Raw genomic sequence first — 18,358 nt, 5'->3', positions numbered from 1 at the left:
CAAAATAACAGGGTTTTGCACTACTATTAATAATTCAAGCCCGTGCCATAGGGATAGAGTCCTTCAATTGAAACAGGAAGCTTTCCTCCTGGCTGTGTTCCAAAAATCACATCAACCGCCGCTTTCCACGAAGTAGGAACAGGGGAGCCCCATCGTTCAACCGAATAGGTCGCAATGTACGCGCCGACATCCGGATATTGCTTAATGTCATAAGGAAGGCCAAGGGAAACCGCTACCACAGGTTTTCCGGTGTTCTGCAGTTCCTTCACCAGTTTTGCCTGTCCGGCAGGGAGCTCACTTGGAGAAAATGTAGGAACGATGATTTGGTCCGCTTGCTCGGCCAGCTTCACCGCCTGTTGAATTTCTGCAATTGTCGCATCCTCTGAAGTGATAAAGCTTTTTACATTTCCCGCCGATTTTTCATCGACCATGCTGGCGATATTGTTAAGAAAGTTGGTGGAACCGTAAATTTCCGGCCCTGCTACAAGTGTCAATTTTTTCGCAGCCGGGTTAAAAGGAAGGACATTCTCATTTTTCACAAGCGTGATAGACTTCCTGGCTACTTCAGCAGCCGTTTCTTTATGTGCCGGCTGGTTGACGACATTGACAGCTTTTTCAGGATTAACATACCGGTCGCCAAAAAGCTTATACTTGATCTTTAGCGCCAAAACTCTTTTTACCGATTCGTTGACTCTCTTCTCGGATAATTGGCCGGATTTCAGCGCGTCACTTAAAGCATCAAAGGTTTCGAGTTGTTCATCCAGATTTCCGGTAGCCATCACAATATCCGCTCCGGCGTTTACCGCCATTACAGCCGCTTGGCCAGCACCCCATTCCTTGGCAATCGCGTGCATGCTCATGGCATCCGTTACAATCAGTCCTTTAAAGCCCATCTCGTTTCTCAGTAATCCGGTGAGAACCTTTTTGGAAAGTGTCGCAGGAAGTTCCTTGTCAATCGCGTTAATGATCACATGGGCTGTCATAATAGAGTCGACTCCCGCGTCAATGGCCGCCTTAAAAGGAGGAAGATGCACGGTTTCGAGTGTTTCACGGTCATATGTAACAGCAGCTAATCCAAGGTGAGAATCCACGCTCGTATCTCCGTGGCCAGGGAAGTGCTTGGCGGTTGCGACGACTCCATTTTCCTGATAGCCTTTGATTTGTGCGGCAGTCATGCTGGAGACAAGGCTTGTTTTTTCGCCGAAGGACCGTACCCCGATGACAGGATTGGCAGGGTTCGTATTCACATCAGCAACCGGGGAGTAGTTCCAGTTAAATCCTGTTGCTTTTGCTTCAATCGCCGTTACCTTGGCCACATCCTCAGCCGCTTTTTCTTGTTGTGTGGCACCGATTCCCATTTGCCGTGGAAAAGGCGTGGCATCGGTCACGTGTTGTTTTGTCCCAAATTCAAGATCTGCTGAAATCAATAAAGGAAGTTTAGGTGAGGAGTCGGCGGCCCAATGCTGCAGCTGATTATTATATTGGGCTGTGGTACGGGCATCACGTGCCCCATAGACGATAACTGAACCTGCTTTGTAGTTTTGGATAAGTTTCCGGGTGTCCTCATTCGGCATTTTACTGTTATTATCATGCGTGGAAGGCATCACAAGCTGTCCAATCTTTTCCTTATCGGACATTTTAGCCATAATTTGCTCGATAACCTTGTCTTTAGGCGACTTCGCTGGTTCAGGACTTCCGTTTGATTGACCGGCGCTTGCACTGAGAGGTAATAAGAGAGTGGAGCCAATAAGCACAGAACCAATAAAAGCACTCATCTTCTTCATTACACGTTCCCTCCTGTGTGTATAAAAATGTAATCGTTTTCAAAGAAAGGGTAGCACCCGTAATAAGTGGGGTCAATTAACATTTACATAAAATAGAAAAAATGAATCATTTTACATAATTATACATTGTCAGTCTGGATGATTATGGTAGATTAGTTGTATGGATAACGACGTTTCTGGATAAAAAGCACGGGGGACTTCTGCCTATTGAATTTCAAAGAGGTTTTCAGCGTTTCACAGGGAAATAGTAGGTTGGGGTAAACCTATTAAATTTGGTTTAAGAAGGAGACCGAAAAATGGATGTATTCGTAAGCCAGTATGATTGGATCAAACGGACCCGGGAAACTTTATTTCGTTATTGCGAAACGTTACCGCATGAAGATTACGTAAAGGAATTAGAAGCATTTGGCGGTGATTCCATTCGAAACTTGCATGCTCATGTAGCGGATTGTTACCGGACATGGCTGGGGATCCGGGCACTTGAAAAGAATCTTCCCGAAATAGACCCCTATTCTATTCATAATGTACAGGAAATGCGTAAGGTTTTCGCAAAAACGGATGATTTGGTTCTTGAATTTCTACGAGAGTTTCAAGGAAACTGGGATAACATCGTTCAAGTTACCATGAGGAGCGGTGAGTGGAAAATCACGGCATTATGGCTGTTTACACATACAGCTACTCACGAGTTTCATCATAAAGGACAGATTGTAAAGTTAGGCAGACTGCTGGGCCATACTCCGCCGGATACAGATCTCCTCGAAGAATTCATTCCTTGTTGATCATTTATAGAGGAAGGAATTGATAGTTTGAATAAAAAGCTGATTGAAAAGTTTAACAGCCAGGCGAAAACATACGACCGGATGAGAGAAAAACATTTCCAACAAAAATGGAGAAAGAAATTAATTGGTGAGGCTAAAGGGCATGTACTGGAGCTCGCCGTAGGGGCTGGAGGGAACTTTCCGTTTTACAGGCTTGAAGAAATCGATTCTATTACCGCGGTCGATTTCAGTCCTGAAATGCTCCATAAAGCAAGGAAGGGAGCACATCTTTATCATCTTCCGGTAAGATTTATTGAAAGCGACATCGAGAAGCTGGTTTTTGAAAAGCACAAGTTTGATACAGTGATTTCCACCCTTTCATTTTGCGGTTATCGCAATCCGCTGCAAATTCTGGAGAACGTGAGTACATGGTGTAAACCAAACGGACAGGTATTGCTGCTGGAACATGGAATCAGCTCCAATTTCATCGTCTCGAAAATCCAAAAAGCCATGGATCCCTTCGCTGTTAAAACCGTCGGCTGCCATCAAGATCGTAACATAATGGAGCTGATCAGCCGTTCGCCTCTGGACATTCAAAAAGCAGAACATCATTGGATGGATGTCTTTCATCTTATTTGGGCCAAACCAAGAAAGGAGTAAGGAAGTGGGTTATATATAGAAGTCATTCATACATAAAGAGTTGAGATGAGGAGAATTTCAAAATGGGAATGTCAGATTATTATCAAAAACTAAGAGAGCAAGTCGGTAACGAACTGCTTTTTGTTCCGAGTGTGGCAGGCATTGTTAGAAATGAAGCAGGAGAGATTCTGTTTCAAAACAAAGGAACAGGAGACAATTGGAGCCTTCCTGCAGGAGCGATCGAACCTGGTGAAGCGCCGGCAGAAGCATTGGTGCGTGAAGTTTGGGAAGAAACCGGATTACATGTCTCACCAAAAAAACTATTGGGGTTCTTTGGCGGCAAAGAATTCCGGTATCAGTATCCCGATGGAAATAAAGTAGAATATAATGTGTTTGTATTCGAATGTGAAGTCAGGGGAGGAAGCTTAAATCCAATTGATCCGGAAACCTTTGAATTGCGCTACTTCAAAGCGAATGAGAGGCCTGAGCTTGCCTTGCCTTATCCTCCATCCCTTTTCGAAAAATCAACTGATAGCTTGTCTTTCCAATGGAACGAAGCGTGGTTGGATCATTTAAACGTGCTTAAGTAATTGAGAAAGGAACCAGATGAAGCGGATATATTGGACTTTTATAAGTGGTTCGAGGAACAGAGAGGGAATTCTCCGTTCCTTGTTTGTTAGGGACAATTGGCCAAGCAAATATGATTTGTTAAAGTATTTGAAATTTTTAGATAAATTTGTTGAAAAGAAAGATACGGAATGGTTTAATTAAGCTATATATTTTAGTACCGAAAAGGAAGAGGCATATTTTTTTAAGTTTTATTTGAAACGGTGTTTCTTATTACGAAACAATCGGAGGTGGAGAGGCTTGCTCGAGACAGTATCCCTGTCGGATTTAACTTCTATCCTGCCCCAAGAGCAAATCATGATTGAAGAAGAGAATGACCATCCTTTAGGCAATAGCGGTTATATCACCGTTTTCCCTCAGACCGAAGAGGAAATTCAGGGCATTTTAGAGTATGCCGGTGAGCACGACAAAAAGATTGCGATTCAGGGAAGCGGATCAAAAAGAGGTTTTGGAGGACAAACCGACAAAGCCGACATTTTACTATCGTTATCGAAATACAAAGGAATAGTTGAACACACGGTGGGCAATATGACCATCACCGTAAAAGCAGGCACCACGTTTCACGAGCTGCAAACCTATCTGGCACAGCACCAGCAGCGCGTCTCCCTTGATCCCGCCTGGCCTGAACATGCCACAATAGGAGGTATCGTCGCATCAAATGAAAGCGGTCCCAAACGGCTGGGTTATGGTTCCTCACGGGATGTGGTCATCGGGTTGCGCCTGGTTTATCCTGATGGCTCCATCATACGATCCGGTGGAAAGGTCGTAAAAAATGTAGCCGGATATGATATGAATAAACTGTTTATCGGGTCCATGGGTACGCTGGGCGTTGTCTCTGAAGTGGTACTCAAACTGCGTCCGCTTGCGAAATATGAAAGCCTGGTGCTCCTGACTTTTCCCGATGGAAACCTGGAGACGGTCCGCCTGTTTGCCAATAGCCTGTTGGAATCCGTGCTGGAACCCGTGGCTCTTGAATTGTTAAACCCCGCTCTGTCGGAAAAACTGACCGGCAATAAGGTATACACACTGGCAATCAGCTTTGAGGATGTGGAAAACGCGGTGCATTACCAGGAGGAATTCGTCAAAAGAATCTCCCCTTCGCAAACTCACATGGAAATTTTGCAGCAAGAAAAAGCACACGCCTTTTGGGAGCGATTTTGTATCCTCAAACCCAATGGTATACAATCTTCCGCTGAACCTGAAACTACAGTAACAGTCAAAATAAGTGTGACCAACCTTGACGTGCTACAAGTTCTAAAAGAAAGTGACCTCTTGCAGGACAGCCACAATCTTGTGATTCACGGACATGGCGGATTAGGCCACGGATTGTGCCAGGTGATATTGGAGGGAACGGGCGATGATATCCTGAGGGCCATAACCTATCTGCGCCAATTCGCAGAATCGTTAAACGGGTATCTCATCGTGACGCATTTACCATTTGCTCTCCGCCAGCAAATCAGTGTGTGGGGAAACCAGCCATCCTATTTTTATCTGCTGGAAGGAATTAAAGCCAAAGTCGATCCAAAAAGAATTCTGAATCACAAACGATTTGTGGGAGGGATTTAAGCGTGAGCACAAGGGAAAGCGATGTAACGGAACGCCCGGCGTGTACAACCACAAGCCTCAGTAATTATCATTGGAGCGATCCTCCTGATGAAAACAAATGGGCGGATTGTGTACATTGCGGGATGTGTCTTGAATCATGTCCCACGTATGAACTCACTGGCCAGGAACAGCATTCTCCCCGGGGGCGTGTTCATCTCATCAAATCCGTCGCGGAAGGAAAAATTGAGGTGAATGAACAATTCATGGATCCGGTATTTGCCTGTCTGGATTGCCGTGCGTGCACAACCGCCTGTCCGGCGGATGTGGATGTAGGGGGACTGATCGAAGAGGCCCGGGGGCAAATTCGCCAGGCCATGCCGCTCACCGGCTTTAAAAAAACGGTCAGCCAGTTCTTCCTGCACAATTTGTTTCCCCATCAGGGAAGATTAAATACCGTCGGCGGATTATTAAAGTTTTATCAAAAGAGCGGGATGCAAAAGGTTGTCCGCAAAAGTGGCCTGTTAAAGGTCATGCCGGATCATCTGGCAGATATGGAAGAAATCATGCCGGTACTGACCAAGCCCGTGCGGCAAAAATACAAGAATCAAAATGTTATTAAAGCAAAAGGCGAAACCAGGCATGAAGTTGCCTTTTTAACGGGATGTGTCATGGATGTGATGTTCAGCGACATAAATGATGCCACCATTAACGTTCTTACCCGAAACGGGAGTGATGTGGTGATTCCGAAAAACCAGACATGCTGCGGCGCTCTTCATGTTCACGCCGGTGATCGTGAAATGGGAAGAAAGCTTGCCAAACAGAACATTGAAGCCTTTAATGATGCGGAAAAAATCATTGTAAACGCGGCAGGCTGCGGCTGCATGATGAAGGAGTATGCAGAATTATTCCGTGAAGAGCCCGAATGGCATGATAAGGCGCTGGAGTTTTCCGACAAGGTGGAGGATGTATCAAAATATCTTCATGACACGGGATATGAACGTCCACAGGCCGAAATAAACACCCGCATCACCTATCACGATGCCTGCCATTTAGCCCATGGGCAGGGCGTACGGCAGGAGCCCCGGAATATTTTGCTTGATATTCCGGGCGTTGAGATGGTCTCAATGCCAAACGCTGACCGCTGCTGCGGGAGTGCCGGAATCTACAACATTACCAATCCGGAAATGGCGGGGGCGGTACTGGAAAGCAAGATGGAAAATGTACCGGATGACGTGGAAATGATTTCAATGGGAAATCCCGGCTGCATGCTTCAGATGGCGATGGGCGTCCAAAAATATGGACGCAACCAAAAAATCGTTCATACCGTTCAGCTTCTCGACTGGGCCTACCAGAAAGAAGATGGCTTGAGGGGGCAGGAGTAATGGGACTAAAAGGATTAAAAACAAAGGATAAGCACATTAAAAATCTTGCGAAAATTGTGGGCGACCGCTCCATTCTTTACCATAAAGAAGATTTGCTGGCGTACGACTGTGACGGATTTACGATCCACAAGCATTTGCCAAAAGCCGTGGTTTTTCCAAAAGATACGCTGGAGGTTTCTCATCTCGTCAAGTATTGCTCAGACAATGGCCTGCCTTTTCTTGCGCGTGGAGCGGGGACAGGGTTAAGCGGCGGAGCCATTCCGATCAACGGCGAAGTTGTGATCAGTCTGGTTAAAATGAAAAAGCTGCTGAGCGTAGATTACGAGAATAGAAGAGCGGTGGTAGAACCCGGCTTTGTTAATCTGAAGCTCACCAACTCGATCTCAGAAAAAGGCTATTACTATGCTCCAGATCCATCCAGCCAGTATTGCTGTACGATTGGCGGGAATGTGGCCGAAAATGCGGGAGGTGCGCATTGTCTAAAGTATGGAGTAACCACGAATCACATTCTTGGACTGGAAGTGGTTTTGCCAAATGGGGAGATTATTGAAATCGGCAATAACGGAGTGCCTGATGTACCGGGATATGATCTGCTCGGATTGATTACAGGATCAGAAGGAACACTGGGAATTGTAACGAAAATCACCGTCAGGATTTTGAAAAACCCGGAAGCCAAACAAACCGTGCTCGCTTATTTTGATGACGTGTCAGACGGCAGCCATGCCGTATCGGATATCATCTCTGCCGGTATTGTTCCAGCGGCCCTCGAAATGATGGATAAAACAGCCATTGAGGGAGTGGAAGCCGCAGCCTTTCCCGTGGGGCACCCAAGGGATATTGAAGCTCTGCTGCTTATTGAAGTGGATGGCATCTCTGCCGGAATTGACGAGCAAATCAGCCAAATTCTTGATGTTTGCAAAAACCGGAATGTCCGGGAAGTAAAGGTTGCGGAGGATGAGGCAGAACGGGCAAGATGGTGGGCAAACCGGAAGACAGGATTCGGTGCCATGGGTGCCATCTCACCCGATTATTTGGTGCAGGACGGGGTCATCCCGCGCAGCCGGCTTCCTGAAGTATTAAACAGAATCAAACAAATCAGCGAAGAATCCGGTCTTCGCATCGCCAATATTTTTCATGCAGGTGACGGAAACCTTCACCCGCTCGTTCTTTTTGACGCAAGAATTCCAGGGCAGACTGATTTGGCAATCGAAGCAGGAAGTGCCTGTTTGCAAGCCTGTGCAGATGTGGGAGGAACGATTACAGGAGAGCACGGAGTAGGAATTGAGAAAAAAGAAGAAATGCGCTTCGTATTTACAGATGAAGAGATACAGGCACAAACCGCCATCCGGGAAGTATTTAATCCAGAAAACCTGTTAAATGCCGGAAAATTATTTCCAAGTCCGGGGCGGTGTGCTGAAGTTAAAAAAGAGATGAAGGAAGCCGCACTTTAAAACTTAGTAAATTTTCAAAAAACAATTGAAAGCGGTTCAGACTTCATGCTATTATTTTTTCAACATAATAGGAAACAGTGTTTCGTAATAACAAACAATATTTAATGAGGAGGAACAAGCGATGGAAGATTATGTTCAAAAAGGCAGTTTACAAGTGGCACAGGAGCTATATGAGTTTATTCAATCCGAGGCGTTGCCTGGAACCGGGGTGGACCCTGAATCGTTTTGGCCGGAGTTTGAAACATTGATTCAGGAACTCACTCCAAAAAACAAAGAATTATTAGCACGCCGTGATGAAATCCAGGATCGGATTAACGGATGGCATCTGGAGCATAACGACACGTTTGATTTTGAGTCATATAAGTCGTTTTTGCAGGAGATTGGGTATCTTGAACCGGAAGCAGAGGACTTTGAAATCACCACGCAGGGAGTGGATGATGAAATTGCCATCCAGGCGGGACCGCAGCTGGTTGTTCCCGTGAATAATGCCAGGTATGCCATTAACGCAGCGAACGCCCGCTGGGGAAGCCTGTATGATTCCCTTTATGGAACAGATGCCATCAGTGAAGAAAATGGTGCCGAGCGGGGGACCAGTTACAATCAGGTGAGAGGTGAGAAGGTTATTGCATTTGGAAGGCAATTTCTTAACCAATCCATTCCTTTAGAGAATGCTTCTCATGAAGATGCTGTGCGTTATCGTGTGGTTGACGGGAAGCTCGCAGTTACGCTGCATAACGGAGAAACCACTGGCCTGAAGGATTCGTCAAAATTGGCAGGAGTCCAGGGGTCATTAGAAAACCCTGCCGCCCTTTTGTTTAAAAACAACGACCTTCACTTTGAAGTCCAAATTGACAGCAATGACCCGATCGGTAAAACCGATGACGCAGGAGTAAAAGATATTCTGATGGAAGCCGCCATCACAACGATTATGGATTGTGAAGATTCAGTAACCGCGGTCGATGCGGAGGATAAAGTGCTTGTCTACCGAAACTGGCTCGGGCTTATGAAGGGAGACTTAGCGGCCACCTTCCAAAAGGGAAGTAAATCTATGACTCGAACCCTTAACCCTGACCGCCAATACACATCTCCTGCGGGAGAAGAGTTTTCGTTGTCAGGACGATCGTTAATGTTTGTCCGCAATGTCGGTCACCTGATGACGAATAACGCAATTTTGGTTGATGGAGAGGAGATCCAGGAAGGTATTCTTGATGGGGTGATCACCAGTCTTTTGGCGAAACATACGCTTCTAAGCAATGGATCCTATCAAAACTCTTCCAAAGGATCGGTTTACATTGTTAAGCCGAAAATGCACGGCTCAGAAGAAGTCAGATTTGCCAATGAGCTCCTCGATCGTGTGGAAGATATGCTTAAACTTGAACGCAATACCATTAAAATCGGTGTAATGGATGAAGAACGCCGAACCACCCTTAACTTAAAAGCCTGCATCCGTGAAGTCAGAGACAGAATTGCCTTTATCAATACAGGCTTTCTTGACCGGACCGGTGACGAAATTCATACCTCCATGGAGGCAGGTCCGATGATCCGCAAAAGTGATATGAAATCATCTGCCTGGCTGCAGGGATATGAAAAATCCAACGTATTCACAGGTCTGGAGACCGGCTTTCAGGGCAAGGCCCAAATCGGCAAAGGTATGTGGGCGATGCCTGATTTGATGGCTGATATGCTGGAGCAAAAGATCGGCCATCCAAAAGCGGGGGCAAATACCGCCTGGGTTCCGTCGCCTACCGCAGCTACGCTTCATGCTTTGCATTACCATCAGGTGGATGTTTCAAAGGTACAGGATGAGCTGAAAAAAGAATCCAAGGATTTACGGGATGACATTTTGGAAATTCCGGTCGTAAAACGAGCAGATTGGAGCGCGGATGACATTCAGCAGGAACTGGACAACAACGCACAAGGGATACTAGGCTATGTTGTCCGCTGGGTGGAACAAGGGGTCGGCTGTTCCAAAGTGCCGGATTACTATGACGTTGGTTTGATGGAAGACAGAGCGACACTCAGGATCTCCAGCCAGCACATGGCAAACTGGCTGCACCACGGAATATGCACTAAAGAACAAGTGCTGGAAACTATGCAGCGGATGGCCAAAGTAGTAGATGAACAAAATGCGGGCGATCCTTCTTATCTCAGAATGTCCGATGACTATGGTCAATCCGTTGCATTTCAGGCGGCATGCGATCTTGTCTTTAAAGGATTTGAGCAGCCAAACGGGTATACTGAACCGATCCTGCACCGCCGCCGTATTGAAGCAAAAGCAAAATATGTGATCAAACAGTAGCCAAAGGATTTCAGATCATAAATTACCTGGTAAAACAGTAATCTCACCAAAGCTGTGAGATTACTGTTCAATAACTTGTAAGGAGTTGAGAGAATATGCAAAACCTTAAAGAGAAGTCGCTGCAACTTCATAAGCAATCCAAAGGAAAGCTCAGTGTGGAGGTTAAAGTTTCAATTGAAAATGCGGATGACCTGAGTTTAGCTTATTCTCCGGGTGTCGCTGAACCGTGTAAAGCCATTTACCAGGATCCGCAAAAAATTTATGATTATACGATTAAAGGAAATGTGGTTGCCGTTGTTTCTGATGGTTCAGCCGTATTGGGACTGGGTAATATTGGCGCAGGCGCGTCAATGCCGGTAATGGAAGGTAAAGCGGCATTATTCAAGGCGTTTGCAGGAATTGATGCATTTCCTATCTGTTTAAACACGCAGGATGCCGAGGAGATTATCCAAATTGTAAAAGCATTGGAGCCGACCTTTGGCGGTATTAATTTAGAAGATATCTCCGCCCCTAACTGCTTTATTATTGAAGAACGTCTGAAAAAAGAAATGGATATCCCTGTTTTTCATGATGACCAGCATGGCACCGCCATTGTCACGGCAGCAGGGTTAATTAACGCGCTGAAGGTCGTCAACAAACGGATAGAAGATACAAAAATCGTAATAAACGGAGCCGGTGCCGCAGGAATTGCCGTGACAAAGCTGCTGATCAATATGAATGTTAAAGACCTCATTCTTTGTGACTCCAAGGGAGCGATATATGAAGGACGCACTCATGGAATGAACGCCATGAAAGATTGGATTTCTGTTCTTACCAACAAAGAAAACGTGGAAGGAAGCTTAACGGACGTGATCAAAGAGGCCGATGTCTTTATCGGAGTTTCAGTAGCTGAGGCGGTAACCCCGCAAATGATAGAATCCATGGGGAAAGACCCGATTATTTTTGCCATGGCTAATCCTGTGCCCGAAATTATGCCTGAGCTGGCCAAGAGTGCCGGTGCGGCGGTAGTGGGAACAGGCCGTTCCGATCTTCCAAACCAGGTGAATAATGTCCTGGCGTTTCCCGGTATTTTTAAAGGTGCCCTGCAAGTTTCCGCCTCGGAAATTAATGAAGAAATGAAAATAGCAGCCGTTTATGCCATAGCCGATTTAATTACATCCGAAGAACTTACATATGATTACGTCATTCCCCATGCCTTCGATAAGAGAGTTGTTGAAGCAGTGGCCAAAGCGGTGGCAGATGCAGCCATATCCACAGGGGTGGCCCGAAACATCAATATGACGCAGCCTGCCAATTACTGAGAGGAGTATCAGAATGAAATTTACTAGATTTATGGTTCAGTCTTCTGTTTCCAAAGGGGTTTTAACGGAGGAAAATACCATCCGGGAAATCAAGGGGGATATTTTCGGGGACTGGGATTATACGGGACAAACATTTTCTGGTACGGACATTAAATTACTTGCTCCACTATCACCGAACCAAATCATTGGGATTGGGGCAAACTATGTGTCCAAGACAGATGAGCTGCCAAACGAGCTTCCGGAAATTCCGGTGTTTTTCTTTAAGCCGACTTCCTCAGTGATCGGGCCGGATGAAGACATCATCATACCAGGCAATATTGAGCAGGTTAAATTCGAATCAGAGCTTGCGATCATTATTGGAAAAGAAGCGAAGAATGTCCCGGAGGAAGAGGTACTTGATTATGTTTTCGGATACACGGTCGGCAACGATGTGACCGCCCCGCAATTTTTCCACGAAGCGGGTCATTGGACCATTGGCAAATCGTTTGATACCTTTACTCCCTTGGGACCGGTTATTGAAACGGAACTGGATCCTTTCAACGTGACGGTAGAGGCAAGACTGAATCATGAGGTAAAACAAAACAGTGCTACTCAATTAATGATCATTCCGATTCGTAAGATGATTTCTTATCTTACTGGAGTGATGACGCTTAAACCGGGCGATGTCATCTTAACAGGCAGCCCTGTCGGTGCAGAATTTGTGGGAGCAGGCGATGTGATCGAATGCGAGATCAAAGAAATTGGCAAGCTTCGCAACACGTTTGCTGCAGCGAGAGAACATATCCAAGCGTAAGTGATCAGCCGATGGCCAGTGTCAGGTATGCTATAATTTTCTTATACTTACAGATGAGGTGAGGGGTTTTGGAAAGAGAGAATATGGTGAAGTCCGTTAGCCGGGCACTGGATATCATTACTCTTGTCAGTTTAAAAAAAGGCGGATTGGGTGTTACTGAAATCGCGAAGCATATCGATATAAACAAAAGCTCTGTCTATCGAATCCTGTCCACATTGGTGCTGTATGGCTATATTGAGCAGGATAAAGAAACAGGACGTTACAAGCTCGGATATAAATTTTTGGAAGTAAGCTCGAAGCTGCTGGAATCGATTGATCTGAGATCAGAGGCAAAGCCGTTTCTTCAGGAGCTTGAAGATGAAACCAATGAAGTCGTACATCTTGTTGTCTTCGATCAGGGAGAGGTTGTCTATATTGAAAAGTTGGACGGCAGTGAAACTCTCCGGATGCACTCCAAGGTAGGGAAACGGGCCCCCATGCATTGTACGTCGGTTGGTAAAGCCATACTCGCTTCACTGCCTGCGAGCGAGGTGATTGACATTCTAGACCGTAAGGGAATGCCGAGACATACTGACAAAACCATAACTAACAAAGATCAATTTCTTGAAGAACTCAATCACGTGAGACAGAAAGGCTACGCGCTTGATCTGGAAGAAAATGAAACCGGTATTACATGCATTGCCGTACCTATCTATGATCATTTGGGAACGGTGGCAGGAGCGGTGAGCATCTCAGGACCAACCCTCCGTATGACCGATGAACGCCTGGAACAGCTCAAGCCCCGCATGCAGCAGATCGGCAAGCAAATCTCTGCGCGGCTTGGTTATACGAACGAAGATCTCGTTCACTTAGAAAAAGGAAGTTAGTATTTTTATAGTGTATAAGGAAAAGTAGAGGAACGGGTTTTGAGGCATCCGTTCCTCTTGTTATGCACCTAATATTTAGAATATACAGAAAACTTATTGACTCAATATAATGAAAGCGATTACAATTAACGTTGTACTTCAGCCGATGACAGCAACAAGGGAGAAACAGGTTTTTTTATTTAAGAATTTAGAGAAACATTGTTTTGTAATAGCAAACAAAAAGAGGAGGTATTATTTAATGTCATGGAAACAGATCTATGATCCAATTGGCGACAGTATTGGCCTCTCCGCACTGGTTGCATTAATCCCTATTTTATATTTATTGTGGGCACTGGCGATTAAACGCATGAAAGGGTACATAGCGGGATTAACAACATTGGTTGTGGCCCTGCTTTTGGCTGTTTTCGTCTATGGCATGCCAGCAGGAATGGCAGCCATGTCCATTTTACAGGGGGCCGTCTATGGACTTTTGCCCATTGGCTGGATTATCGTTGCCTCTGTTTTTTTGTATAAACTATCAGTTAAAACCGGTCAGTTTGATATTATTCGAGATTCAATTGTCTCCATCACTGAAGACCGGCGATTGCAGGCGCTTTTAATTGCCTTTTCATTTGGCGCTTTTTTGGAAGGTGCCGCCGGATTTGGCGCACCGGTTGCCATTTCTGCCGCGTTGTTGGTGGGACTGGGTTTTAATCCCCTTTATGCTGCGGGCCTTTGTTTACTTGCCAACACCGCTCCTGTGGCATTTGGGGCTATTGGATCGCCAGTGATCGCCATTGAAGGACCCACTGGAATGTCGGCTATCGAGGTTTCCAAGGTGGTAGGCCGTCAGCTTCCTTTTTTATCTGTTTTTGTTCCATTTTACCTTGTCGTCATGATGGCAGGCTTCAAAAAGGCATTTGAAGTGATTCCTGCCATTCTCGTATCTGGGGTCTCATTTGCGGTCACTCAGTTCCTTGTTTCCAATTTTTTAGGTCCGGAGCTGCCGGATATCATTTCAGCTTTGGTATCTATCATTGCCTTAACACTGTTTCTGAAAGTATGGCAGCCGAAAACGTCATTCCGGTTCAAGTCTGAAATGGGACAGGCCGAAATGGCGGCAGGCAATGCGGAATCCATTCCTGCATTGAAATCAGAAGGTAAAAAAACCTACACCTTCCGGCAAATTCTAAAAGCCTGGTCGCCGTTCATCATTTTAACCATCGTTATCTCAGTTTGGGGAATACCGACTGTTAAAAAAGCGCTGATTGGCCAGTATGAAGGCACAAACGGTCTGCTGCAGGGATTGAATTCCGTTGGAGGTTCTCTCAGTTTTCACCCGGGCGTTCCGGGGTTGAACAATCTCATCATTGGCGGAAACGGCCAGCCGATAGAAGCTTTGTTTAAGCTAGAGCTGTTAGCGGCGGCAGGGACCGCCATTTTGATCTCGGCCATAATTTCGAAGTTTGTTCTGAAAATCAACTGGAAAAGTTGGTTTTCCACCTTTATTGAAACATTGAGTGAATTGAAGTTCGCTTTGTTGACGATCGCCTCAGTTGTAGGGTTTGCTTATGTCGCAAATGCATCCGGTATGAGCATAACACTTGGTATGACGCTCGCCGCCACCGGTGCACTGTTTCCGTTTGTTTCTCCGATCCTCGGATGGCTGGGGGTTTTTCTGACCGGTTCCGATACCTCTGCCAACCTTTTATTTTCGAGCCTGCAAAAGATTACGGCCAACCAGGTGGGGATGGATCCAATTTTAGCGATCGCTGCAAACAGCAGCGGTGGTGTAACAGGGAAAATGATTTCACCACAATCCATAGCGGTCGCTTGTGCTGCGGTGGGACTTGCCGGAAAAGAATCCGATTTGTTTCGGTTCACCCTAAAACACAGCATTATCCTGCTTTTCATCATTTGCTGCATCACCTATCTCCAGGCTACGGTACTATCCTGGATGCTGCCATAGATTAACACAGGGCATCATAAAACAGCAGTGATTCTGATTCGGAATCACTGCTGTTTTGTTATCCTTTATTGTTGTATGTAGTGAGCCATTTTCTTTTTTACAGCTTCTTCAATTACTTCATCCCACTGCTTGGCATACAAATCCAGATTGAAGTTTTCTTTTACCTTTTTAACCGCTTTTTTCCCCATTTTGATGGCTTCTTTTTTATTTTCAAACATCCAGATCATTTTTTCTGCCAACGCCTGGATATCTTCATTAGGAACAATCCAGCCATCCTCTCCGTTATCGATTAAATCACCGGGTCCATATTTAAAGTCATACGTGACGATTGGAGAGCCATTGGACATACTTTCAAAGATACTTAAAGGAAATCCCTCGGTTTTGCTCGCCATTACCGAAAAGAGGGACCGCTGATACGGTTCAGCCGGGTTTTGGGTGAATCCCATTACTTTTACGTTTGCTGTCAGATTTTCTGAACGGATTAAACTTTTCAGGTTCTTTTCTTCATCTCCATAGCCCCATAGCTCCAGTCTGGCAGCCGGCACACGGTCAACGACATGTTTAAACGCCAAAATGATATGGTCAATTCGCTTGATTGCAGCAAAGCGGGTAACAACGACAGCGAGGTTTTCCTTTTTTACGGGGGCAAACCAGTTATACTCAGTAAATTGATCTGCAGCATGAGGGATGGCTTTTAAATTATCTTTTGTGCCGAACCGGTCCTCAATATCCTTTTTCTGCTGGTTGGTTAATGCCAGCGCTACATCAAATTCCTGTAGATTGTCAAAAGCTGTAGCAACGGTGCTTGCTATTTCTCCTTTCATGTCGAGATGATTGCTGTGGAGACGCCAAATTTTCACCGCTTGTTCCGACTTGAGATTGATGACAAGGCTGTCGCATATTCGGGCATCGCTAATAATAACAGGATTTTCATAGCTGGATGTAACCTGCTCGAGCCAATAGCCTTTTAGTTCATTATCATTGGAAAATATGCGCTTGAGCTTACCATCCTTGAATAAATTCACGCGAAATGCGAGTCCGTTTTGCGGGTTCACCCATTTAGAAAGAAATGCTTCACCAGTATCATTATAAAAAACCATTTGCCGCGGCTTATTGCGTTCATAATCCATGTAAGACACTTTTCTTGCATAGCCATATTCATCATAGTCCTCACGTTTAACACGGTACCGCTGTTCATTAAAGTGGTCCATAAAAAACAATCTCTTATTTTCGTCTAATCTGAAATACTTGGTATACATACCATTTTCGTAAACGCGGTAGGAATGCGGCTGTCCAATGTGCGGGTCAAGGATGGCTCCATTTGCTTTGCTTTTCTCAATTTCCATCATGGGCTGCGGGACGATAGAAGAGTAGTCGAATTCTCCAAGAGATTGATACATATTTAAAATTTGAATCCTTGAATCTATTTTTCCCATGGTGACCATTTGTTCAATGATTGTGTTGTATCGCTGATTAAAATTAAAAGTCAGGATAAATGTCTTATACCCAAGTGAAGCAAACGTATTTGCCTGCATCAAAGAGGCTTTTGTCAATCCGCCACGCTGCAAATCCAGTGAATTGAGCAAACAAAATATGGTTATCTTCTCTTTCATATAATCCTCCTCATCATTTACTTATGTTACAAAAAATCCCATATTATTCTATACCCTATATTACTACAAAAGGTAACGTGTAAGTAGCTAAAAAGGCTAAGTAATAGAAAAAAATCGACTTGGATCACTGAATATGGCAATGACTATTGTCTGAATTGACTGTAAATTAATTGACAAGCACAAAAGGGTAAGATAAGCTTTGTCGAAAATGAAAGTTAAATGTTTAGGTCTATTTAACTACTATTATTTCAGGAGGGGAACTATGGATACACCGGCACTTGTTATCGAAAGAAAGAGACTTGAAGCAAACGTTCAAAAAATGGCGGACATTGCACGGAATCAAAACGTTGAATTACGACCCCATACGAAAACCCATAAAAATCCGCAAATTGCCAAGCTTCAGCTGGACGCCGGGGCATCTGGCATAACGGTGGCTAAGCTATCCGAAGCAGAGGTAATGGCAGAGGGTGGAATAAGTGATATTTTTATCGCTTATCCCCTGGTATCAGAAACCAAAATTCTAAAAGCTATTGAGTTGAGCAAAAGGATCCGGTTGATTTTGGCATTTGACAGTCTTGAAGGAGCAAGACGACTGGCAGAGGCTGCAAATCAAGCAGGAGTTATCCTGGAAGTTCGGATGGAGATAGATTCCGGCCTGCGAAGAACAGGAGTCCTTTATAACGAGGCGGTTGAACTAGCCAAGAAAGGAAAGGAGCTTGCTGGAATAAAGCTTACCGGGATCTATACGTTCCGTGGGCCGATTCTCGACGGAAAACCGACATTGGAGATTGAGGAAGCTGGAAGGCAGGAAGGACAGCTTATGGCAGACCTGGCTGAAAAGCTGAGGGCAGCAGATATACCAATCACCGATGTCAGCGTAGGATCCACTTCCACTTACGCATCTGCTGCAGAAGTAAAAGGAATAACTGAAATCCGGCCTGGCACCTATGTTTTTTATGACCGAATGCAGGAAAAGTATCATTGCTGTTCGCAGGAGGAATGTGCAGCTGCCATTCATGTCACCGTTGTCAGCAAACCATCAAATTCTCTTCTGATCGTCGATGGCGGAAGCAAAACGTTTGCTACGGATGTGCAGCCCGGCCAGCCCCCGATTTATTTGAAGGGATTTGGAGAGATCATAGGACACCCGGAAATGCTGCTTGAACGGCTGACCGAAGAACACGGTATGGTTACGGTGCATGGAGAAACGGATGTACAAATCGGTGACGTGCTTCAGATCATACCCAATCACATATGCAGCACAGTGAATCTTCATAATGATGTCTTTTTGCAAAATGAGGATGGAACCCTTGAAAGGCAGCCAGTCCTTGGCAGAGGAAAACTTCAGTAAG

14 protein-coding genes are annotated in these 18,358 nt (G+C 45.2%); 12 read left to right on the top strand and 2 right to left on the bottom strand.

Going from position 1 to position 18,358, the window contains the following annotated elements:
- Positions 1-26: 26 nt before the first annotated feature.
- Complete coding sequence (locus QYB97_RS01125) at positions 27-1,784, bottom strand: glycoside hydrolase family 3 protein (RefSeq protein ID WP_301164119.1); 1,758 nt, start codon at positions 1,782-1,784, stop codon at positions 27-29.
- Positions 1,785-2,080: 296 nt separating this feature from the next.
- Here QYB97_RS01125 and QYB97_RS01120 point away from each other — a divergent pair, with 296 nt between their 5' ends.
- The 11 genes from QYB97_RS01120 to QYB97_RS01070 all read left to right on the top strand — a co-directional run bounded on the left by QYB97_RS01120 (position 2,081) and on the right by QYB97_RS01070 (position 15,393).
- Entirely contained in the window at positions 2,081-2,563 is a 483-nt protein-coding gene (locus QYB97_RS01120) for a DinB family protein (RefSeq protein ID WP_301164118.1), read from the top strand.
- Between the two features lie 27 nt (positions 2,564-2,590).
- Entirely contained in the window at positions 2,591-3,202 is a 612-nt protein-coding gene (locus QYB97_RS01115; RefSeq protein ID WP_301164117.1) for a class I SAM-dependent methyltransferase, read from the top strand.
- A gap of 62 nt (positions 3,203-3,264) precedes the next feature.
- Positions 3,265-3,771 carry an NUDIX hydrolase gene (locus QYB97_RS01110; protein WP_301164116.1) on the top strand — a complete coding sequence of 169 codons (507 nt, stop codon included), beginning with the start codon at positions 3,265-3,267 and terminating at the stop codon, positions 3,769-3,771.
- A 277-nt stretch (positions 3,772-4,048) separates the two neighbouring features.
- Positions 4,049-5,374, top strand: coding sequence for an FAD-binding oxidoreductase (locus QYB97_RS01105; protein ID WP_425589747.1), 1,326 nt, complete (start codon positions 4,049-4,051; stop codon positions 5,372-5,374).
- A gap of 2 nt (positions 5,375-5,376) precedes the next feature.
- Positions 5,377-6,735: a (Fe-S)-binding protein gene (locus QYB97_RS01100; RefSeq protein WP_301164115.1), complete on the top strand. Its 1,359-nt coding sequence runs from the start codon at positions 5,377-5,379 to the stop codon at positions 6,733-6,735.
- On the top strand, positions 6,735-8,186 hold the full coding sequence (locus QYB97_RS01095) for an FAD-binding oxidoreductase (protein ID WP_301164114.1): 1,452 nt from the start codon (positions 6,735-6,737) through the stop codon (positions 8,184-8,186). The genes QYB97_RS01100 and QYB97_RS01095 overlap by 1 nt, the downstream gene beginning before the upstream one ends.
- A gap of 121 nt (positions 8,187-8,307) precedes the next feature.
- Positions 8,308-10,485, top strand: a complete 2,178-nt coding sequence (locus QYB97_RS01090; RefSeq protein ID WP_301164113.1) for a malate synthase G — start codon at positions 8,308-8,310, stop codon at positions 10,483-10,485.
- A 95-nt stretch (positions 10,486-10,580) separates the two neighbouring features.
- Positions 10,581-11,786, top strand: a complete 1,206-nt coding sequence (locus QYB97_RS01085; protein ID WP_301164112.1) for an NAD(P)-dependent malic enzyme — start codon at positions 10,581-10,583, stop codon at positions 11,784-11,786.
- A gap of 13 nt (positions 11,787-11,799) precedes the next feature.
- A complete protein-coding gene (locus tag QYB97_RS01080) occupies positions 11,800-12,579 on the top strand; it encodes a fumarylacetoacetate hydrolase family protein (RefSeq protein WP_301164111.1) in 780 nt (259 codons plus the stop codon).
- 68 nt (positions 12,580-12,647) lie between these two features.
- Complete coding sequence (locus tag QYB97_RS01075) at positions 12,648-13,445, top strand: IclR family transcriptional regulator (RefSeq protein WP_301164110.1); 798 nt, start codon at positions 12,648-12,650, stop codon at positions 13,443-13,445.
- A gap of 238 nt (positions 13,446-13,683) precedes the next feature.
- Positions 13,684-15,393: an L-lactate permease gene (locus QYB97_RS01070; protein WP_301164109.1), complete on the top strand. Its 1,710-nt coding sequence runs from the start codon at positions 13,684-13,686 to the stop codon at positions 15,391-15,393.
- A 65-nt stretch (positions 15,394-15,458) separates the two neighbouring features.
- On the opposite strand, the gene QYB97_RS01065 is transcribed toward QYB97_RS01070, so the two are convergent.
- Entirely contained in the window at positions 15,459-17,006 is a 1,548-nt protein-coding gene (locus QYB97_RS01065; protein ID WP_301164108.1) for a glycosyltransferase, read from the bottom strand.
- 262 nt (positions 17,007-17,268) lie between these two features.
- On the opposite strand from QYB97_RS01065, the gene QYB97_RS01060 reads away from it, so the two are divergent.
- Positions 17,269-18,357: an alanine racemase gene (locus QYB97_RS01060; protein ID WP_301164107.1), complete on the top strand. Its 1,089-nt coding sequence runs from the start codon at positions 17,269-17,271 to the stop codon at positions 18,355-18,357.
- Position 18,358: the final 1 nt, after the last annotated feature.

Source organism: Fictibacillus fluitans (assembly GCF_030418125.1).
GTDB lineage: Bacteria > Bacillota > Bacilli > Bacillales > Fictibacillaceae > Fictibacillus_C > Fictibacillus_C fluitans.
This window is presented reverse-complemented; position numbering and strand designations above follow the sequence as displayed.